Origin of the sequence: Pseudomonas baetica (genome assembly GCF_002813455.1) — a bacterium.
GTDB classification, from domain to species: domain Bacteria; phylum Pseudomonadota; class Gammaproteobacteria; order Pseudomonadales; family Pseudomonadaceae; genus Aquipseudomonas; species Aquipseudomonas baetica.
In genome coordinates this window covers 6,320,438-6,341,867 of sequence record NZ_PHHE01000001.1, presented here as the reverse complement: position 1 = coordinate 6,341,867, position 21,430 = coordinate 6,320,438, and the positions used below count along the sequence as shown (strand labels likewise).

Sequence of the window (21,430 nt, the reverse complement as noted above, 5' to 3'; positions counted from 1 at the left end):
TCCTTGATAGCTCTTAGGCACCCACCGGGCGATTTCGCCTCCCGGGCACCCTAAATTTATCCGCAAGGAGAGCACCCCATGGCAACACCAGCGTACATGTCGGTTACCGGCGAAAAACAAGGCCTGATCACTGCAGGCGCCTTCACTGCCGACTCCGTTGGCAACACCTACCAGGAAGGCCACGAAGACCAGGTCATGGTTCAGGCTTTCAGCCACGACGTGATCATCCCGCGTGACCCACAATCCGGTCAGCCAACCGGTCAGCGCGTTCACAAGCCAGTTGTGATCACCAAGGTCTACGACAAGGCTTCGCCTCTGCTGCAAGCCGCTCTGACTTCCGGCGAGCGCATGAGCGAAATCGTTATCCAGTGGTTCCGTACTTCGGCTCAAGGTACCCAAGAGCACTACTACACCACCAAACTGGAAGACGCGATCATCGTCGCCATCAACAACAAAATGCACAACTGCCAGGATCCAGGCAACTCGCACTTCACCCACCTGGAAGAAGTGCAGTTCACCTACCGCAAAATCACCTGGACCCACGAAGTATCCGGTACTTCGGGTTCCGATGACTGGCGTGCTCCAGTCGTTTAATTACGGCTGATCGTTACAAACATCGGCCAGCTTTGCTGGTCGATGTTGTTTACGCCCCTCCAGAATTTCGCGTACGTTGACCCGCTTTTGCGGCCGTCGACGAGCGCCGCTGTACAGCACGAGGAACAAGGGATGTTCGCGCCGGCCAATGAAACTCACTTTGCCCTGACCATCGAAGGGCTTTCCGCCGATTTTCAGGTGTTTACCCTCACCGGCCGGGAAGCCATCAGCCAGCCTTTTGTCTTTGAGGTGGAGCTGGTCAGTGAAAAACCGTCGCTGGACCTCGAAACCCTGCTGCACAAACCGGCCTTCCTGCAGCTGTCGCCCGATGGCAGCGGCATCCACGGCCAGATCTACCGCGCCGCGCAAGGTGACTCCGGCAAACGCCTGACCCGTTATTCGGTGACCCTGCGCCCGCAACTGTCGTACCTGGCGCACCGCATCAACCAACGCATCTTCCAGAACCTCAGCGTGCCGAAAATCATCGGCATGGTCCTCGAAGAGCACGGCATCCAAAGCAACGCCTACGAATTCCAGACCGGCTCGGTTTACCCCGAGCGCATCTACTGCGTGCAGTACGACGAGTCGGACCTGCATTTCATCCAGCGCCTGTGCGAAGAAGAAGGCATTCACTACCACTTCCAGCACAGCGCCACGGCGCACAAGCTCGTGTTCGGCGATGACCAGACGGTGTTCCCGAAACTCAAGCCAGTGGCCTACCAGCAGGACTCCGGCATGGTCGCCAACGACCCGGTGATCAAGCGCTTCGACCTGCGCCTGGAAACCCGCACCAGCCGCACCACCCGCCGCGATTACGACTTCGAAAAACCACGCCTGACGCTGGAAAGCGAAAACCGCGGCGACGCCCTGCCCGACCTCGAAGACTACGACTACCCAGGCCGTTTCATCGACCGTGAGCGCGGCAAACACCTGGCCAAACGCGCCCTCGAACGCCACCGCAGCGACTTCCAACTGGCTGAAGGCAAAAGCGATCAATCGTTGCTGGTCAGCGGCCATTTCCTCGCGCTGACCGCGCACCCGAAAGCCAAATGGAACGACCTCTGGTTGCTCACCGAAGTCCTGCACGAAGGCAAACAGCCGCAAGTGCTGGAAGAATCGGTAACCAGCGACACCACCGCACTGAAAGACGATTTCCACCAGGGCTACCGCAACCGCTTCCAGGCCACCCCGTGGGACGTGCCCAACCGCCCGCCGCTGCGCCATCCAAAACCGCGCATCCTCGGCAGCCAGAGCGCCGTGGTCACCGGCCCGAAAGGCGAAGAGATCCACTGCGACCAGTACGGACGCGTCAAAGTCCAGTTCCACTGGGACCGCGAAGGCCAGGCCGACGACAAAACCAGTTGCTGGCTGCGCGTCTCATCCGCCTGGGCCGGCGCCCAGTACGGCGGCATCGCCATCCCGCGCATCGGCATGGAAGTGCTGGTCACCTTCCTTGAAGGTGACCCCGATCAACCGCTGATCAGCGGCTGCCTGTACCACAAGGAAAACACCGCCCCCTACGAACTGCCGGCGAACAAAACCCGCAGCACCTTCAAGACCCTGAGCTCGATGGGTGGCGGCGGTTACAACGAACTGCGCATCGAAGACAAGAAAGGTCAGGAGCAGATTTACCTGCACGCCCAGCGCGACTGGGACGAGAACATCGAGCACGACCAGAAGATCCGCGTCGGCAACGAACGCCACGACACCGTGGAAAAGAACAGCTACAGCGAATTCAAGGCCGAAGAACACCACACGGTTTATGCCGATCGCAAAGTCGAAGCGCGGGCGAATGATCACCTGACCGTGGGCGTGAATCAGCACATCAAGATTGGGACTGGGCAGTTCATTGATGCCGGGCAGGAAATCCACCTGAGCAGCGGCATGAAAGTGGTGATGGAAGCCGGCGCTGAACTGACGCTCATTGGCGGTGGGAGCTTCATCAAGATCGACGCTGGCGGCGTGACCATGAGCGGGCCGGTGATCAACATGAACTCCGGCGGTGGACCGGGTAGCGGCACGGGCGCTGCGCCGTTGTTGCCGGGGCCGTTGAAGCAGGCGGATGCGGATAAGGCTGGGCAATTGCTGGTGCCGGCCCAGCGGCAGGCGTTGATGCAGAAGAAGCCGATTTGTGCGGTGTGCGAGAAGGCCAAACTGGAGGCTCAGAATGCTTAAGGCGGAATTTCCATTGGAAAACGGCCTTCCCCAAGGTCTTCCGTGGAATGGCACGGTTGGTTTATTGCTTGATGGTGTCAGCGTTGAGAAGCTCCCACAGCACTTATATCAGTGGGCAGAAAACCCTCAATTCGAGCCGCTTTATCTCGGGACACGCTGGGCAGAACTGGGCGATATTTCCCCATGCCTCGTGCTCATAAAAAACCAAAACGACCCGATCTTGGCTCAGTTCCTAAACGCCTCAAACCAAGAATGGGGTCACTTGGTGTTCAGCGATCAATCATGGGATCAACTGGTCGCACACTTTCGCTGGCTCACCAGCGTCTTGCACCCGATGGGCGAAGAAGTGTTGTTGCGTATCGCGGATCCGGCCGTAACCCATGCACTGCTCGCCCACGCAGCAACCATCAAGGATCCGACCCTGTTCGGCCCTTGCATACAAATCGTTACTGCCGATGCTGCATTGGGTTGCTGGTACATAAACCAGCGGCCGGGCAATTCTCCCGAGCCCGACCACAATAAGCGCTATCGATTGAGCGACGCACAACTCAGTCAACTGGATGAGGTGAACTTTCGCAACGTAGTAATGCGCCTCGATGCACACATGCAAGAATACTTTCCAAGCTATCAGGCACAGTCGACCCCACTGCAACGCTGGGAACACCTGCACGCACTCGCAACGACCTCCTACGATCGCGGCTTCAACACCGAACTCGACATCACCCTCTACGCCAACATTCACGGGTTCCTTGGCGAGCGAGCACTGGAAGAACATCCAGACCTCGACGCCATACTCAAAACCCCGTCGGAACAAACGCCTGCACAACGACTCGAAAGGGTCGCTGATATTGCCCAGGAAAGGGCTACAACCCTGAACAGGAGCCAAGGATGACAACGCCAACATCGGCAGCAAAAAACCCGAACAACGCTGCGAAAAGCCGGGACGATGGCAAATGCGCTTTGGGCGGCTGTTCGCTGATGAAAGCCAAGATCCAGCTCATTCCGTTACGTTACGGAATTGTGGAAAGGCTAGATCCATCGAGTGCGCTGGCTATGCCGTACAAATTGGAGTCGCGCCCGCTGGGTATTCGTTTGATCCGCGACGGATGGCTTTACGTCATCGTTGAAAAAAAGCCCGAAGCGATCCTTCATGAATACCGTGTGCAAAACGGTATCGTGACCCAACTGCTTTGGGAAAAAGGCGAGATCAAAGCCAACAAACGCGAAAGTAATGTGGGCGAAGCCACTTTAGTTTTTCCTCGATTAAGCAAACTCTACGTCAACTACTCCGAGGTGCAATGGACCGCCGCGAAATGCGCGCAGGTCATCAAGCACAAGTCTGAACGTGAATACTTCATGCAGAAGGTCGATCTCACCAATGCTGACCCTGAGAAAGGAGCAGCTAATCTACTGACTCCGAGTCAGGCGGAAAAGTGGATTGCGGAGGTTGCGGAGCAACCGAGTAAAGAGCCGTCGGTTACGGGTGCCAAACCTGAGGAAAGTCAGGACTATCTCTGGGAGCAAGCATCGCACTTCAAGAAAACTCAGTTGGGCACGCTGAAAAAGCAAGTCAAGGCAGAACATGAGCGTGACCATCTGTACTTGGTCTTACAGGATGACCTGGGCGTGTTACGCGATCTCGCTGAGCATCAGGACTTGGTCACAGGCTGGATCAGCGACTGGAGCGACGCTGAGGCCAATCAAAAGAAGTATGTGTTTGGTTGCTACATCGAATCGTTGTACACCGTAACAGGCGAAACCATCCTGAATGCTGCGCAAGGCGATCCACGCTTCGCCAAACTCAAGGACGAAACAAGCGAAGAGCAGCGGCAATCGATCGTCGACTACGTCAACGTTAAAAATCAAACCCAGTATTCAGGCGCTGGTACGCATCGTGGGGCTATTGGAGCTTCAAAGTCGCGGATGCGTACGAATCTTGGACCTTTGTATTCCAAATACGAAGACCTGATCGAGACCATCGAAGACAACGCGGATGAAGCGCTCAATGGCGCAAAAATGGGACAAGAAGGCATTAACGACCTGATTGACCGACCGGCTATGGAAGCCTTTCTTAAACAACAGCGAGCACAATTAAGCCGTTGGAATAAGCGTTTGGATCTGATAACTGAAGATCGAGTAAAATTAGTATGTGAAAAACGCTTCTATAAATCTGCTTGGTATTTTGATCCAAAACTTGTAACCCAACTTGAATCGGCTCTTGCTACTGAATACGCATGCATGAAAGATATATGTCGCACCGACAAGGCTACCGAAGCGATTGCAGACCTAATAGAAAAAGAGCCGGGCTTTACAGTTCCAACCTTCTTTACTGCAAGTTTGACCGATCAGAAGGACCTGTTTGCAAAAATCGGCTCATTAATAAAATCGGCCCGGGATATACCCCTTTCAGCGAAGGACTTCCAAGGACTGCAAAAAATTAGTCGAGATTTTGTAACACTCCTGACTCAGGATCTCGCGGCATCAATCAATCTAAGTAACGATGGTATAACTTTCGATCAAGCACGAAACACTGCTTATGAACCTGCCAAACAACTCCGCCTGGCGAATGCTCTAGAAGAAGCTATAGAAGGACTACGCAACGGCCGGGCAATAGACCCATCTAAAATTCTACGAAATATTCCCGGCTCAGCATGGATCGACGTACTAAGAACATTTGGCAAAAAAGGAATTACTCTTGAGTTTGCTTCTGCAAGCCAGCTTCATGCGTTCGAAGCTGACATGGCGAAACTCACCGAACTCCGCCAGCAGATGTCCTCGTTGAAAAACAGGATCAGAGAGACATTGGCTAACGAGCGAAAAGGTCGGGCCCCCAAGGGGAGCTATCGATCTTTGGTTGCACAGCGTAAATCTGTTCAGCAATCCGTCGCCCCGTTAGAGAAAAAAATCGCACCTGCGATGATTGCTGTTGGCGAAGGCCCGAGTAAAGCAAGTATAAAAATTAAAGGCCTAACCAGCGCCCAAGAAGCTGAATTCCACCGAATGGCCGAAGATCATCGCTTAAATGCAGGCGATAAGGTAAGAGGACTAGGAAAAGATATCTTTCAATCTGCGGGAGGCGACATCTTCGCATCAGCTGTATTTGTCGTGCAATTAATTAGCTTTGTCACTGTTTATTCAGAGCTAAGAAGAAAACCCAGCTGGGATAAAACTGATTACGTTGCATTTGGCAATGCGTTCTTCTCTGCAAGCGGAGGAGGCTTTGCGGCTGCACAGGGGATATCAGCCACCACTCTAAACGTAGTCAAAAGCAACTATTCAAGTGCTGCCGGCAAAGTCCAGCTAGCCGCGCGCATTGGAAAGCTCACCGGGGGGCTGGGGCTAGCTGCTTACGGGTTCGGTATGGCAGCGGCAGCCACAAGTCTGTACGGGGAAAAAGGCTCTGTCGCTCGTTGGACTGAAGCCTTGAGGTCGGGAGATAGTGCAAAGCTGGCTGGTGCCAGCATGACAATCGCGGGCGACTCTGGACAGTTCGTCGTTAACGGTTGGGCAGTTGCACGAACAGGGCAATATATGTTTGAAGCGGCTTCAAATGTTAGTCAAGCAAGAGCTGTCGCTTGGGTTACAGCTGGAGGAAAACTTCTGAGCGTTGCTGCGAGAGCTAATTTAATAGGGTTAGGCTTGACGGTGTTGCAGCTAGGTGGCGAGTGGATTTACAACCGAAACAATAAAACGAAGCTTGATAACTGGCTTCAGCAGGGCGCGTGGGGAAAGAAGAACCAAAATCGCGGATTCCAAGAAGATCGCATGCAATTGGCAGAGATCACTTCAACCCCTCAGGTCGGTCTAAGACAAATAAATAACAGACCTACTGCGGTGATTAGCATTCCGAATATAACAATTCGAGAGCTGGATGATGTTGGATTTGGCCTTACCGCGTATTGGTCAAGCAATCTCCAGCGCAATGACTGGGAGCCTTGGACTGAACCTTTGCTATATCAACTCAACTTACTGAGTCCACCAGACGCGCCACTCCAACTTGGGTTAGAAATTTTTGCGCATGAGGCTAACGCTCAGCACGGTCTTGCCATAAAGTTGCGATACCATCCACTCCCCGGAGCCCAAAAATATCAGGAAATAATGTTTGAAACCAAGACACTTAACGTTGGAAGCGGGAAGGAATTTTCACCAACCGGGTTTCTCAGCGCACGAAATACAACCGCTCAAGCATTCATTGTGACCACCGACACGCTAACTGTGCTCGAATCATCAAAACAAGCCGGGCAAACCTAATGTCTTCAATAAATGAGCAATCCAGCGACGATCTAAATCTCAAAAAAATACGGCCCATGGCTGGTGAGAAGCGTAAATTCGCGACAGGTGAGGCATTATTCCTCTCCCCGCTTCCGATACCAACGGGCAACGTCTCCATGGATTTGGGCGGAAGCTTTGTTGAGGTGAATGACACATTCCTCGACGTAGGCAGTAGTAATTTCGGCAAGGCTTTCCAAGCGAGGGCAATGATTGGGCTCGGGATGATGTTTATTTTTTCATGCCTGATTATTCTGCCTTTGCTTGCAGGATCTACTACCTGGGGATCCCCATTTTCCGAGTCCTTTTGGGACAGAACAGCAGGCATGTTCGATTTCGGTGTGACCTTTAGTATTTGGGGTGGAGGAATAGCTGCGCTCTTGGGTATTTACGTTATCTTGAGCACTACCAGAGCGAAGTCGCGCACCCGTCCAATTAGATTCAACCGCCAACGCCGTGAAGTCTGTTTCTTTCCCGAAGGTTCTGACCTCCCCGTCATTCAACCATGGGAAGAGATAGTATCTTGGCTTTCAATCAGTACAGGTGTTACTGGAGTAGGCGTAACAAGCGCCTATACATTTGGTATGGCGTTCGACGATTCCAGAGCTGACGTAGTGCATTTTGTGAGACAAGGCGTGATGACTCCTGCCCATGCCTTGGGTAAGTGGGAAGCCATACGGATCTATATGGAAAAAGGTCCAGAGTTCTGCCAAGGCAAGGCACCCTACGAGGGTCGCCACACCTTTGATAAAAAACGACAAGACATGCACGAGGAATACCAGCACAACGAACGTTCCGCTTTAGGAGTTGGTTGGTGGTACCTGACACATTTGATCACTTGGTGGCGTTTTCCGTATTGGGTAGCAGAATGGGACCATCGTTTCAGCATGAAATCTCTACCTGAATCCATTGCTGAGTGGTCCAAACCTATTCCGCCTGAACAATGGGGCAAGCCAAGCCCAGCGCTTAAAGAGCAAAGCGCGAAAATCGAAAAAGCCTTTGCTCAAGGGCAGGATTTTATGACGTATTTCAAGGCAAACCTAAACGAAAGCAAGGCAGAAGAATAGAAGATACAGCTGAGCTATATAGTTACCAAAAATTAGATAACCCAATAACCATCAGGTCAAGTCTGAGCTTTTACAAAAATGAAAAACAATGGGATGATTTATTTTCAAAAGAAAATAATTCCGTCCCCTTTTCGAGCCCTAACCACCAACGCAATGACTGGGAGCCGTGGAGTGAGCCGATGCTCTATCAACTCAATCTGTTGAGTGCTCTGGATGCACCACTCAAACTTGGCTTTGAGATTTTTCAGAATGAAACCAATGCGCAACATGGCATGGGTATTGCTCTGCGCTACCACCCTGTGGCAGGCGAAGAGACATTTCGAGAAAAGCGCTTCGAGTCTGTTACGCTTAACGCCCAAAGTGGCAAGCCGTTTTCACCAGTTTCAGTACTACGAACTCGAGCATCCGATGCTCCATGGTTAGTAATCAACAGTGAAGCCTTGAGTTCTCCAAACCTGACAGGTTGAAAGCATGTATTCGAACCCTAAGAAAAACGATGAGTTTGATTTCAAACAAAGCCGACCTTTTGCGGGAGAACGCCGGCGCTTCGCTACAGGTGAAGCCATATTTTTCTCACCAAAACCAATTCCGACGGGGCAAACGCCCATGGATTTGGGAGGAAGCTTCATTGAAGTAAACGATACGTTTCTTGATGTAGGCAGCAGTAATGTGAACAAGGCATTCCAAGCGAGAGTGATGATCGCAAGTGTAATGCTCGTACTCATTTCATGTTTATTAATTGTTCCAACACTTGCAGGTCTCGCTGGAATCAATAATCCCTTTGGTCGGAGTTTCTGGTGGTACTTTAGCGATTTTTTTGAGTTTGGCTTGCGACTATCTATCTGGTGCGCTGGAGGAGTGGCGATCCTCGGTAGCTATGTAGTAATCAGCAGTACCCTCAAAAAATCAAGGGCTCGTCCAATTCGCTTTAATCGCCAACGGCGTGAAGTCTGTTTTTTCCCTGACGGCTCTGATGAACCGATAATCCAACCTTGGGAAGACACTGTCGCCTGGCTTTCAATAAGTACGGGAGTTACGGGAGTAGGTGTAATGAGAAATTATACCTTTGGCATGGCCATCGATAACCCCGAGGCTGATACGGTACACTTTCTTAATCAAGAGGTAATGACACCTATTCATGGTTTAGGAAAATGGGAAGCCATCCGCATCTACATGGAAAAGGGCACCCAATTCTGCCCAGGCAAGACCCCTTTTGAGGGCAGTCATAGTTTCAATAAAGAACGCGATGACATGCGAGAGGAATACCGACACAAGGAGCGCTCTGCACTAGGTGTGGCATGGTGGTATTTGACTCATTTAATTACGTGGTGGCGTCTTCCGTACTGGATAGCGGAATGGGATCACCGCTACAGCATGAAAGGATTTCCCAAGTCAGTTGAAAGGTGGTCTGAAGAGCTTCCACCCGAACAGTGGGCACAACCGAGCGCAGCGTTGAAAGAACAGTCAGCAAAAATCGAAAAAGCTTTTGCTCGTGGTCAAGATTTCATGAGTTACTTTGAAATAGATCTAGGGATGGTCTGAAGTAGTCACGCTTTTCTGGCTGACTTCAGCCTCCGCTGATTTTGAAAACGGCGAATCGACCAAAACGATCAGATCATCCGCGTATTTCTGCGCTTTTAGCCGCCGCGAGCACCTCGCAACGGTCATTTCCCACATTACAGGCGCACCTCTCCTGTACTCGTCAGTAAATGTCGGCGTGCCATCCACAGATTCGACAGCGCGAATAGCGTCACCAGTTGCGCGGTGTTTTTGGCCAGGCCACGGAAGCGCGTTTTCACAAAACCGAACTGGCGCTTGACCACCCGAAACGGGTGCTCGACTTTGGCGCGCACCTGGGCCTTGGCCTTCTCGATCTTGCGCTTGGCTTTGTATAGAGCGCTACGCTTACCCAGCTTTTTGTAAGTACTGCGGCGTGCCGCGATCTGCCAGATCACCTCGCGCCCATCATGCTCGGTACGTTTCTCGACGCCGGTATAACCGGCATCGGCGCAGACCACGTTCTCCGCACCGTGCAGCAATTTGTCCACCTGAGTGACATCCGCCACGTTGGCGGCTGTGCCCACCACGCGGTGCACCAGACCTGACTCGTCATCCACACCGATGTGCGCTTTCATGCCGAAATAGTACTGGTTGCCCTTCTTGGTTTGGTGCATTTCTGGATCGCGTTTACCGTCCTTGTTCTTGGTCGAGCTGGGCGCATTGATCAGCGTGGCATCGACAATGGTGCCTTGGCGCAACGACAACCCTCGGTCACCCAGATAGCCATTGATCACGGCCAGGATGCCGGCAGCCAGCTCGTGTTTCTCCAGCAGTCGGCGGAAGTTGAGGATGGTGGTTTCGTCGGGAATACGCTCCAGATTCAGCCCGGCGAACTGCCGCAGGATGGTGGTCTCGTACAGCGCTTCCTCCATCGCTGGATCGCTGTAACCGAACCAGTTCTGCATCAAATGTACACGCAGCATCGTCATCAACGGATAAGCCGGACGACCGCCTTCACCCTTCGGGTAGAACGGCTCGATCAGTTTGATCAAGCCGTTCCACGGCACCACCTGATCCATGTCGATCAAGAACAACTCTTTGCGGGTCTGCTTACGCTTGCCTGCGTACTCGGCGTCAGCGAAGGTCATCTGTTTCATCGGAAAGCTCGGCGGGTGGAGTCCCGGTATTTTGCCAAAATCAGGAAGTCTTCTTCAGAGTTTCCCTAGAGCGCTCATCGACGGAACAGGAAGCACAGCATAATTAACGAGGCGTAGGAGCCAAGAGAGCAAAAGGTGACAGGGTGATAGATGTATTTTTTACAAAATAAATATGTCACCTTTGCTTGAAAGCTCCGTTCTTGAAGTAGAGGTCAAATACCCACCAGGAGTACTTCAACGCAAAGATAATCGCGGCTATATGTTTCGACTAGCGCTCGAAAGGACTTCAAGTGAAGCCGACCGAGCCAACAACGCCTTCAGCGGCGAACTAAAGGAAGATATTGCGTTAAGTAAAAAAGCACCCTATTTTTGAAATTAGCTGTACCTAACGGAATAGTAGAATGATCCGTACAATATTCAACTTCAGCAAAGCACCTAGTTTACCGCCGCAACTTCAATGGAAGTACTTTGCAGAACCGAAATTTTTAGAATGGGCCATTCGCGCACGAAACTACAATACATTCGTGGCTAATTGCATGTTTGCTTTTATGGCTGCGCTCACGCTCGGTGGCTCTTTCATCATGTATTCGGTCTATGAGGGAATGAGCCAGCCGTGGCGAACTCTTTCCTGTATATTTTTCTTTTTTTTCATATTATTTACAATTTCGTGCATGACCCACCAGCGGGTGAGTTTTGCTTATCGCTTTACCAAGTCTGGAATTGAGTATTGCGAGTGGAAATCCCCCGCCAAATGGACATTGACTTTCGTTAAGTGGTTCGCCGGTGCAACTGCGATTATTTTCATCTTTTTGGCGACGATTGATCCAGTTTTTTTGATCGGAGCGATGATAGGCCCTGGAGGCATGGGATTGATGTATCTAGCGATGGCAAACTCTAAAAGCTATCAAAATTTGCACACCGAGTATCACCACCATTTTTTACAATGGAAAGAATTAAAAAAATTAATAATATCAACAAACAGAAATATGGTGGAACTTGAGTATGGCGTACCACAAAAAAACTCCAAGCACCTAGCATTAGGAAGCCTCTATGTTTTTTTTGACTCACAAAGAGAAGAAGCAATTGATATCATTAAATCCAATTTACTAACCGACACCACTTGCACAATAGAGAAAGTCGATATCTTAAATTAGAACATAGTAGAATGATTACTGAACCAGATAAAATCTATGCAAATGGAGCATATCGAAGCAACAGCAAAAAACCTTTACCACCACCTCGCAGCACGGACGATGCAAACCGGACCGGGATATTTAACACTCATTTGGCGTTTGGCAATTACGCCAATTTAGAGCCTGAGGTAGAAGTCAGCTCTCAACTTGAAGCTATCAAACTCTTCGTCAGGGATAAAACAAGCGATCACGACGAAGAAACCTATTGCAGCAATAAGCGCTGGAAATTTCAAAACTCCAGCAAACTCCCCCATTTTTTTCGTACTTAAGCTCGTTTGCTATTCGTTCATCTGGGCGCCGTGGGTTCTAGGGGTCTTTGGTTCTATAGGAACAGAGCTAGGATATGGCAACCCTGGCACTGCAGGAGGTGCGATCATTGGTATTTCCACCGCCATTTTGATGCTCACCTCTCTCGTGTTATTCATGACGGGAAATAAATTTGCTCACTACATGCAAATCCTGGGATTTGTAGCCGGTGCAATGACTACCTATTGGATACAAGGCTCATTATTCAGTGCGAACTCAATGTGTATCGCCCTGAACGAGCCCCATGAAAGACAGGACACCGTTTCCCCCTTACGATAAGGGATAGGCAAACGGTTATGTTTATGACTAATAGCAACGATAAGAGTGGTGAGCTTTTGGGCCAGGAGCGGCGTCGTCGCTGGAGCCCAGAGCAAAAGCTGGCCATGGTTCGAGAGAGCCTTGAACCAGGACAAAGCGTTTCGGTCGTGGCTCGGCGCAACGGCATCAATGCCAACCAGTTGTTCCTGTGGCGCAAGCTGTACCAGGACGGCAGTCTATCGGCGGTCAGTGCTGGCGAAGCCGTGGTACCGGCCTCAGAGCTGAGCGATGCGCTCAAGCAGATCCGTGAACTGCAACGGATGTTGGGCAAGAAAACGATGGAAGCGGAAATCCTCAAAGAGGCCGTGGAGATCGCCCGGTCGCGAAAATGGATTGCGCACTCACCCTTGTTGCCGGGGGACGACCAGTGAAACTGGTCAGCGAATGTCTCGGTGTGGCGCGCTCGCAATTAACGGTTCGAATCAAGCAATCGGTATCGCCCAAGACACGGCGAAGCAGGCCTGTGAACGACGCTGAGTTGGTGGCCGAAATCCAGCAACAGGTCAGCGAGCTGCCCAGCTATGGCTACCGTCGAGTCTGGGGATTGCTGCGTCGCGCCCGTGAAACCCAGCTGCTACCTGCGATCAACGTGAAGCGGGTTTACCGGGTGATGCGTGATCACAACCTGCTGCTTGAGCGCCGGATCAAACAACCCGGCGTGCCGCGGCGGCACGAAGGCCGTATTGCGGTGCAAACCAGCGATACGCGTTGGTGCTCGGACGGCTTTGAGTTCCGTTGTGAGGACGGCGCTAAACTGAGCGTGACCTTCGCCCTGGACTGCTGTGATCGCGAAGCCATCGGCTGGGTCGCGAGCCCGACCGGGTACAGCGGCGATGATATCCGCGACTTGATGCTGGAAAGTGTGGAGAAGCGCTTCGGTGATCAACTGCCTGCAACACCGGTGCAGTGGCTCAGCGATAACGGTTCGGCCTACACCGCCGAACAGACGCGCCTGTTTGCTCGGCAGATCGGCTTGCAGCCGGTGACCACACCAGTGCGTAGCCCGCAGAGTAATGGCATGGCCGAGAGCTTCGTGAAGACGATCAAGCGTGACTACGTGGCGCACATGCCCAAACCGGATCGAGAAACGGCGTTGCGTAACCTGGCAATTGCCTTCGAACACTACAACGAGCAGCATCCGCACAGCGCCTTGAACTATCGCTCACCGAGGGAGTTCAGGCGCTTGGCAGTGGCATCAATTTAACGGGGAGTTGGTGTCCGGTTTTGTAGGGGCAAGTCCACGCCCTATGGGCAGGCGCCTTTCTATATTTCGTAGCCTCTCTTGGCACCGACGCATTATTGTGGACTCATAGCAAAATCAGCACGCATGATGGCAGCGAATTCAATCGGACTGATGGCATGCTCAGATTCAAAAGGCGCTTCCGTCAGCTATTCGTTGCACCGTTTGAAGAGTTTGACCCAGTGCTTCAGCTGCTTCCTAATGGCTTTGGCTCCCATGACTATGCCCTGTGGTTGCATCACCGTTATACCGATAACAGAATTTGCTTGGCGACCAAGGTTCACTCGCTGGGATTGGATCAGTCGAACGCACTCGCGTTTTGGGACTGTCTGCAGCGTTACATGGATGTCACGCAGCCGTTGCCTGACCTGCCTGTGCTTGAGCAAAGTCGCCATCTTGATCCCGTGACTGCGGCCCACGATGTAAAAACAGGCCGCAACCCACGTCGATGGAGAGATCAGTCGGAAAACGGATGGGTCACAGGCGGCCTGAAAACTCTGTCCAAGCAATTGCAAGAGTATCCATGGCAAAAGGAAGCTTGCATTGTCAAAGCGCGTATCGATCCATCGTTGACGATTGAGGCGTATTACCGCGCTCAAGAAGCGAAAGGCATAGTTGCTACTCCGAAGGCCGATGATTTTGATGACGTTCATCGGCCCGGATGATGTAGCGCCTTAGTTCAACTGCCGCACCTGCTTCTCCAACTCAACCTTCAACCCCGGCTCCAGCTTCAGCTGCCGCGCCAGTTCATCCAGGTAGGTGCTCGGCTTGCGCAGGTGGCAGGCGGTCCAGGGTTTGCGGTTCGCGTCGTGGAGCGGTGCCTTTTTGGGCGTTGTAGTTGCCGTAGGCCTTGTAGGCCAGCACGCCGAGCGCCGCGAAGCCACCACCGAAGCGCCAAAGACTGGCTCACGGAAGGCTGAACCCAAAAGCCATGTAGAGGGGCTGCAGCCCCTAAAAGAACTGCCTACAACTGCAGATACTCCGAAACAGGAAATCAAAGACGCCTCTTCGTTCCCAAGGGACAAAAAAAGGTAAACGGGGGACAGACCACGTTTTCTTTCTTCTGGAAGTGGTCTCCCCCCTGAATAACCTGCCCCCCCTTACTCGTTAAAATAGCTAACCCGCATAAAAATCCGCGAAATGTTGAAGAGCAACAGTTAAGTCGTAGAAGTTGAAAACCCGCATTTACGATGCATCTATTCAACCAGTTCCCCCGCCACCTCATACTTCACCACGACCCGATTCTGATAAAGCCTCTCCCTTTCCACCAACGCCCCCACCTGCCCTTTTTCCCTGACCTCTCGCCAAATCTCATTCTCGCGAAACACCCTCCCCCCATCCCGCACAAATCGATGCGCCTCCTGGAACACGTGATAGCGATACACCCGCACCCGATCACACAACAACTCCCCTTCGAGTTGTGTCTCGCCGACCTTCAATTTCAACTGAAAGCTTCGGTCCGTTGGGTTATGCAGCACCAGATCAACGTAGTTATAAAAAATCGCCGCCCCGGAGCCAAACGGCAGCACTCGCCCCTCATCCGGGAACGGATCAAAGCTGTGGTTGGAGCGTTCGACCACCACCAGCGGCGAATGAATCGCCATCCAGTGAATGAGGTTGCTCAGTTGGCAGATGCCGCCACCCACCCCGGTGCGAGCTTCGCCGAACGACAGTTCCATGCCTTCAACGTAGCCGCGCTTCAACGTTGGACGGCCGACGAGGCGGCAGAAGGAGAAGTGTTCGCCAGGGCCAATGACGACGCCGTCGATGGCGGCGACGGCAAATTTCAGGTTGATGACTTTGTTGTGTTGCAGGGCGAGGTCGGAGTCGCCGAGTTTGCGGATCAGTTTTGAGGTGTGTTTGAGGTAGCGGAAGGGCAGCCGTTCGGCCAAAGCAACTGGTCGTGCGTAGCGTTTGCTGGAACAGCGCCAGGCGATTTGGCGGAACAGTCTTTTTTGCCACACGCGCAGCCAGTACAGGGCCGGGTGGTAGAGGGAAAGTGGTTTTTTCATCCATGACGCAACGGCGCTGGCCGTGTCTTCCTTGAGACGTAAATGGGCGCGCAGTTTAGGGGGGTGTCAGAAATTTTGTGTTCGGGCATAACATGAGTAAGAGGTGCATGTATGCCAACCAAAAAGAAACCCCTGCGTGACCTACCAAAAATCCCCAAGGAGCTGCTCGAAGAGTTCGGTGAGGGGCTGATTACCGCAGAGGCTATTGAAGACGCTTCTGCGGCCTTCAAGAAGGCCTTGATTGAGCGAGCATTGAGTGCCGAGCTCGGTCACCACCTGGGGTATCCGCCGGGCGCGCAGCGCCCAGAGGATGAAACCAACCAGCGCAATGGCAAAACGGGCAAGACGATTTTGACGGGGGATGGCCCGCTGCGGCTGGAGATTCCCCGTGATCGGGATGGCAGTTTTGCCCCCATTCTGATCCCCAAGCATGAGCGGCGTTACACCGGTTTTGATGACAAGATCATCGCCATGTATGCCCGAGGCATGACCGTTCGAGAAATCCGCGCTTTCCTCTCTGAGCAATACGGGACGGACGTTTCCCATGACTTCATCAGCTCAGTCACGCACGAGGTGATGGAGGAAATTGGTGCGTGGCAACAGCGACCGCTTGAGCCGATGTACCCAGTCATTTTCTTCGATGCGCTGCGGGTCAAGATCCGAGAAGAAGGCCTTGTCCGCAACAAGGCGATTTACTTGGCGCTGGGTGTTTTACCCGATGGAACGCGCGATATTCTTGGTATCTGGATCGAAAACACCGAGGGTGCGAAGTTCTGGATGAAGGTCTTCAACGACCTCAAGACCCGCGGCGTAGAGGACGTGCTGATCGCCGTGACTGACGGTCTCAAAGGCATGCCAGAGGCGCTAAGCGCAGTATTTCCGGCAACAACGCTGCAAACATGCATCGTCCACTTGATCCGCAACAGCCTCGATTACGCGGCGTGGGACAAGCGCCGTGAGCTGGCCAAGGCGCTAAAACCGATCTATCAAGCCATCAACGCAGAAGCGGCTGAGGAAGCACTGGATGCCTTTGAAAATGGCCCTTGGGGTAAGCAATACCCAACGGTGGTGGCGGCCTGGAGACGAGCCTGGGATCGAGTGATTCCATTTTTTGTCTTCCCGCCTGCCATTCGAAAAGTGATCTATACGACCAACGCTATCGAAAGCATCAACGCTCAGCTACGCAAGATCATCAAGACCCGGGGCCACTTCCCGACGGATGACGCAGCGACCAAGCTGATCTGGCTTGGGCTGCGTAACATCACGGCAAACTGGGGCTCGGCGGCTCATGACTGGAAGAGTGCGATGAACCAATTTGCGATTCTGTACGGAGATCGATTTATCAGGCCGACCTGGTAAAACCCGGCCTGCCTGACGGCAGGCCATTACCGGCCCGCACACAAAAAATCTGACACTCTCCTAAGCAGCCATCACCGCAGCAACGGATATTCACCCAATCAACCAACCAATCAAAACCCCACACTCGCCTGCACAAAAAACGTCCGAGGCGCCCCCACATACATCCCCGAATTGTTATCGCTCGAACGCGTGAAGTACTGCTTGTCAAAAACGTTCTTCACCCCCGCCCCCAGCTTCAAATTCGACACCTGCGGCCCAAAGTCATACCCCCCACGCACGTTCCAGGTCACATAACCCGGAATATCACCGTACTGCCCATCCGCCGTACCGTCAGTGATGTAGTTGCCGTTAAAGCTGCCATCAGCATTCACACCAGTACCCGGCGAGCGCTGCTTGGACTGGGCAAACCCGTCGATATTGTAAGTCCAGCGATTAACCTCATAGCGCAAACCAACCGTCGCCACCTGACGCGAGTAAAACGGCAGATCACGCCCCTTGAACCCCGGAATCTCACCTCCATACGTCGCACGGGTATAGGTAAAACCGGCATTCGCAGTCAGACCATCAAGACGCGGATCGAGGGCCACCATGTCGTAATGCACCGACGCTTCAAGCCCCTGGTGCTTGGTCGCGCCAAGATTGGTCCAGCCCACGTCATTGCTGATGTATTGCAGTTCGTCATCGAAGTCGATGTAGAACAGCGTCACCTCCCCGCCCCACACGTCATCGTTATAACGCGTACCGATCTCGTAAGTCTTGGCCTTCTCCGGCTCCAGACCATTCGCCGTCTGGTCACCCGAACCACCCTGCCCCAGTTGAAAATACTGCAGGCTGCCGAACGAGGTTTCGTAGTTGGCGAACAGTTTCCACGCGTCCAACAAGTGATACATCACGCTCAGCGCCGGCAACGGCTCATTGCTTTCAATGCTGCGATTTTTCTCCGGCACGCGTCTGCCGGCGGTGTCGAGCACGGCGCGGTCGTGCCAGTCGGTGCTGATGTGCTCGAAGCGAATGCCCGGCGTGATGGTCCAGTTGCCAACGTCGATTTTGTTGTCGATGTAAACCGAGTTGGCCTCGGTGCCGCCGGTGCGATCCTGGAACACATGGCCGTCAGACGTCGGCGTCACCACCGGCTGATTGTTGACCAATGCCAGACGGCTCGACTGTTCGTGCATCGCCTCTTTCAGGTAGCGATAACCGACGCTGACTTCCTGCGTGGTCGGGCCGACGTCAAACACACGCGACACCCGTGGCTCGATACCGAGCGTGTAGTAGGAGCGCGGATACGAGCTGAGGGTTTTCTGGTCGCGAGCCGCGATAGTGCTGCCACGAAAACTGTCGGTGTAATAGGTCAGCACTTCGGCCTGGGTGCGCTCGTCGATCTGGCGAATCCACTTGAAGGACACGTCTTTACGGCGGCCGGTGAAGTTGTCGTAATCACGCACCGAGTCATACGGCTTGTCGTCGTATTGCTTCTGCGTGAGGCCGCCGGGCATGTCGGCGCTGGCGTCGTAGTAGTGGAAGTTGAGGCTGAAATCGTCCTGATCGGTCGGCGCCCAATGGGTCTTGAGCAGCACGTCGTCGATGTCGTTGCCGTTGTTGCGCTCGCGGTAACCGTGGCCGTTGACGCCCGAATACAGCAACGCCACGCCCATGCCGTTGTCGGCGGTGCCGCCGAGGAATGCCGTGTCGATGTGCTTCCAGCCGCCGTATTGGGTGGTCTCCAGCGTGGTGCCGATTTCACCGGTGGTTTTTTCCGGGATCGCACGGGTGACGAAGTTGATCACACCGCCGACGTTCTGTGGCCCATAACGCACGGAACCGGCGCCGCGCACCACGTCGATGCTGTCGAGGTTGCCCGCAGAAATCGGCGCCATCGACAGTTGCGGCTGGCCGTACGGGGCGAACGCTGCCGGCACACCATCGATCAGCACGGTGGAGCGTGGCGACAGACGCGACGTCAGACCGCGCACACCGACGTTCAGCGCGATATCGCTGCCACCGGTCCCATTGGAGTCCTGCACTTGCACACCCGGCACCCGCTTGAGCACGTCACTGACGTTCATCGCGCCCTGCTCGACCATGGCTTCGCGGCGGATCACCGTGCGCGCGCCGGGATGGTTCTGCACCACGGCGGCGTCGGCAGCACCGAGCCAGTCGCCGACCACTTTGATGTCGGTTATTCCCAGTTCCAGCGGGCCGTTTAAGGCGGCAGTCGCGGCGGGCGACAGGGTCACAGAGCCGTCGTTAATCTGATAGTCCAGACCGCTGCCCTGCAGCAATTGGCGCAGCGCCTGCTCCGGCGCGATGTCGCCATCCACTGCCGGGGCTTGTTTACCGGCGACCAGATCGGGACTGAAAAACACTTGTAGCGAAGTTTGCTGGCCCAGTTCGCTCAGGGCCTGGCCCAGTGGCTGTGCGCGGATATGAATGGCGCCGGCAGCGAATGCCAGTGGCATGGCAGCGTTGACCGCCAGCGCGAGGGCCAGCGGCAACCAGTGGGATTTTTTGTTGTTGGCAGGGGTGGTTTTCACGTCGAACGTAGTCCTGTGGATCGCAAGAGTGTGCGACTGTTAATGCAAACCAGTTGCAGTTGAACAGGAAGACGATGAACTCGAAAAAAACCTGAATGTTATTTTGAAATTATTTCCTGACTGCCATCGGCGAGGGTGCGCACGGCCACCGGCAGGATGCCCGGCAAGGCTTTGAGCAAGGCGTCGGTGTTGTCGGAGTTGAACACGCTGGTCAGGCGCAGGCTGGCCACGGCCGGGTTGGCGACCGTCAGCGGCTTCTCGCGATACCGCGACACTTCGGCGGCGACTTCACTGAGGCTGGCGTTGTTGAACACCAGTTTGCCGCCGCGCCACGCCGTCAGTTCTGCCGGGTTGACCGCATAGGCCGCCGCAACTTTGCCCTGCGCATTGACGTAGGTGCCAAGGCCCGCGGTCAGGCTGATGAACTCGTTGTCCGGTGCCGCACGGCCCTGCACCTTGACCGTGCCCTGCTCCACCGCGATACGGGTTTGCGTTGAATCCCGGCGCACATCGAAGCGAGTGCCAGTGACGGTAACCTTGCCGTTGCCGGCCTCGACCACGAAAGGTCGGGCGCTGTCGTGCTCGACACTGAACATCGCCTCGCCTTCACTCAACTCGATCAGCCGTCGATCCTTTTCATAGCGCACCTGCAAACGGCTGCGGCTGTTCAGATCAATCACCGAGCCGTCCGGCAACGCCACATGTTTGCGCTCGCCCAACGCCGTGGCGAACTCGGCGCTGTAATCACCCGGATGATTCAAGCCGCTGAACAGACCAAGTCCAAGCGCCACCGCCAGCACACTGGCCGCCACTGCATACCGCAGCAGCGGACGGCGTTCGCGGCGCGCAGGTGCTGCCTCGACAAGGGCGTTGAGGCGTGGCGCCGGCAGCAAATCCGCTGCCGACCACAATCCCTGCAGCAACTGAAATTCGTCACGGTGCTGCGGATGTTCGTTCAGCCAGGCATCGAAGCGCTGCTGCTCGTCGGCGCTGACAGCCGGCTCCTGCAAACGCACAAACCAGCCAGCCGCGTCATCACGTACCGTTGTTTGCCCGCACGCGCAATCACGAGTATCCATCATGGAATGTCCTGTTTGGCTGGGGATGAAAAGCTACGGCCGCTCATGACTGCAACCCGTCGAGGCGATCACGCAGATGCCGCAGGGTGCGGATCATATACTTTTCGACCATGTTCTTGGACAGCCCCAGGCGTTCGGCGATTTCCGCCTGGGTCAGGCCCTCGATCTTCTGCCAGACGAAGATCTTGCGGCAGTTGACCGGCAACTCGGCGAGCGCCCGTTCGATGGAGTCGGCCAACTGGATCGCGTGCATGTAATGCTCCGGGTCGCCGGACGACGACACACTGAGATCGATCACCTGCGACTCCATGGCGCCGCGCCGATCCTCACGCCGATAACCATCCACCGCGATATTGCGCGCGGTCTGGTGCAAATACGCCCGTGGCTGCTGTACCTGCGCCGAATTGGACTCAAGCACCCGCACAAAGGTGTCGTGCGCCAGATCCTCGGCCTGCGCGCGATTGCGCAAGCGGCGAGTCCAGGTGCCGATCAACTCTTCGTAATGCTCGAAAAAGCCGGGTTTGCGGGGACGCATGGGGTACTGGCGGCGGATTGAGGAAAGGGACGCGAATAGTAATGCTTCCTATTAAGGAGAGGCAATGCATTCCTTGCCATACCAAAGATGTA

At 54.1% G+C, this 21,430-nt stretch carries 17 protein-coding genes and 1 pseudogene; 12 read left to right on the top strand and 6 right to left on the bottom strand.

The window, feature by feature from the left end; all coding sequences use genetic code 11:
* Window positions 1-78 precede the first annotated feature (78 nt).
* The 7 genes from ATI02_RS29525 to ATI02_RS29495 all read left to right on the top strand — a co-directional run bounded on the left by ATI02_RS29525 (window position 79) and on the right by ATI02_RS29495 (window position 9,647).
* Window positions 79-594: an Hcp family type VI secretion system effector gene (locus tag ATI02_RS29525; RefSeq protein ID WP_007919523.1), complete on the top strand. Its 516-nt coding sequence runs from the start codon at window positions 79-81 to the stop codon at window positions 592-594.
* Window positions 595-726: 132 nt separating this feature from the next.
* Complete coding sequence (locus ATI02_RS29520) at window positions 727-2,769, top strand: type VI secretion system Vgr family protein (RefSeq protein WP_100848109.1); 2,043 nt, start codon at window positions 727-729, stop codon at window positions 2,767-2,769.
* Entirely contained in the window at window positions 2,762-3,661 is a 900-nt protein-coding gene (locus ATI02_RS29515; protein WP_100848108.1) for a DUF4123 domain-containing protein, read from the top strand. The genes ATI02_RS29520 and ATI02_RS29515 overlap by 8 nt, the downstream gene beginning before the upstream one ends.
* Window positions 3,658-7,020, top strand: coding sequence for a toxin VasX (locus ATI02_RS29510; RefSeq protein WP_100848107.1), 3,363 nt, complete (start codon window positions 3,658-3,660; stop codon window positions 7,018-7,020). The genes ATI02_RS29515 and ATI02_RS29510 overlap by 4 nt, the downstream gene beginning before the upstream one ends.
* Complete coding sequence (locus ATI02_RS29505; RefSeq protein ID WP_338110223.1) at window positions 7,020-8,105, top strand: Asp23/Gls24 family envelope stress response protein; 1,086 nt, start codon at window positions 7,020-7,022, stop codon at window positions 8,103-8,105. The genes ATI02_RS29510 and ATI02_RS29505 overlap by 1 nt, the downstream gene beginning before the upstream one ends.
* Window positions 8,106-8,284: 179 nt before the next feature.
* A complete protein-coding gene (locus ATI02_RS32190; RefSeq protein ID WP_146166056.1) occupies window positions 8,285-8,572 on the top strand; it encodes a hypothetical protein in 288 nt (95 codons plus the stop codon).
* Window positions 8,573-8,576: 4 nt separating this feature from the next.
* Window positions 8,577-9,647 carry a DUF6708 domain-containing protein gene (locus tag ATI02_RS29495; protein ID WP_338110224.1) on the top strand — a complete coding sequence of 357 codons (1,071 nt, stop codon included), beginning with the start codon at window positions 8,577-8,579 and terminating at the stop codon, window positions 9,645-9,647.
* Window positions 9,648-9,781: 134 nt separating this feature from the next.
* Here ATI02_RS29495 and ATI02_RS29490 read toward each other — a convergent pair whose 3' ends face one another.
* Window positions 9,782-10,762, bottom strand: coding sequence for an IS5 family transposase (locus ATI02_RS29490; protein WP_100845114.1), 981 nt, complete (start codon window positions 10,760-10,762; stop codon window positions 9,782-9,784).
* 401 nt (window positions 10,763-11,163) lie between these two features.
* Here ATI02_RS29490 and ATI02_RS29485 point away from each other — a divergent pair, with 401 nt between their 5' ends.
* From ATI02_RS29485 to ATI02_RS29470, 4 genes are all read left to right on the top strand, one after another.
* Window positions 11,164-11,916, top strand: coding sequence for a hypothetical protein (locus tag ATI02_RS29485; protein WP_338110225.1), 753 nt, complete (start codon window positions 11,164-11,166; stop codon window positions 11,914-11,916).
* A gap of 11 nt (window positions 11,917-11,927) precedes the next feature.
* Window positions 11,928-12,224, top strand: coding sequence for a hypothetical protein (locus tag ATI02_RS32185; RefSeq protein ID WP_146166057.1), 297 nt, complete (start codon window positions 11,928-11,930; stop codon window positions 12,222-12,224).
* A gap of 339 nt (window positions 12,225-12,563) precedes the next feature.
* Window positions 12,564-13,783, top strand: a protein-coding gene (locus ATI02_RS29475; protein ID WP_372241875.1) for an IS3 family transposase whose coding sequence is annotated in 2 segments (ribosomal slippage) — window positions 12,564-12,909 and window positions 12,909-13,783 — 1,221 coding nt in all. Because the reading frame shifts where the segments join, the coding sequence is not laid out codon by codon here.
* 155 nt (window positions 13,784-13,938) lie between these two features.
* The gene (locus tag ATI02_RS29470; RefSeq protein WP_238156166.1) at window positions 13,939-14,484 is read left to right on the top strand and encodes a hypothetical protein; all 546 of its coding nucleotides are present in this window, start codon (window positions 13,939-13,941) and stop codon (window positions 14,482-14,484) included.
* Between the two features lie 97 nt (window positions 14,485-14,581).
* Here the strand turns inward: ATI02_RS29470 and ATI02_RS33450 are convergent.
* Window positions 14,582-14,704: pseudogene (locus tag ATI02_RS33450) on the bottom strand (tellurite resistance TerB family protein); the annotation flags it as partial.
* A gap of 311 nt (window positions 14,705-15,015) precedes the next feature.
* Window positions 15,016-15,831, bottom strand: coding sequence for a VanW family protein (locus ATI02_RS29460; protein ID WP_100848103.1), 816 nt, complete (start codon window positions 15,829-15,831; stop codon window positions 15,016-15,018).
* Between the two features lie 111 nt (window positions 15,832-15,942).
* Between ATI02_RS29460 and ATI02_RS29455 the strand changes: the two genes are divergently transcribed.
* Complete coding sequence (locus tag ATI02_RS29455) at window positions 15,943-17,190, top strand: IS256 family transposase (protein ID WP_095191982.1); 1,248 nt, start codon at window positions 15,943-15,945, stop codon at window positions 17,188-17,190.
* 110 nt (window positions 17,191-17,300) lie between these two features.
* On the opposite strand, the gene ATI02_RS29450 is transcribed toward ATI02_RS29455, so the two are convergent.
* From ATI02_RS29450 to ATI02_RS29440, 3 genes are all read right to left on the bottom strand, one after another.
* Entirely contained in the window at window positions 17,301-19,724 is a 2,424-nt protein-coding gene (locus ATI02_RS29450) for a TonB-dependent siderophore receptor (protein WP_100848102.1), read from the bottom strand.
* Between the two features lie 98 nt (window positions 19,725-19,822).
* A complete protein-coding gene (locus tag ATI02_RS29445) occupies window positions 19,823-20,806 on the bottom strand; it encodes a FecR family protein (RefSeq protein ID WP_100848101.1) in 984 nt (327 codons plus the stop codon).
* A gap of 40 nt (window positions 20,807-20,846) precedes the next feature.
* Window positions 20,847-21,338: a sigma-70 family RNA polymerase sigma factor gene (locus ATI02_RS29440; RefSeq protein WP_095191265.1), complete on the bottom strand. Its 492-nt coding sequence runs from the start codon at window positions 21,336-21,338 to the stop codon at window positions 20,847-20,849.
* Window positions 21,339-21,430: the final 92 nt, after the last annotated feature.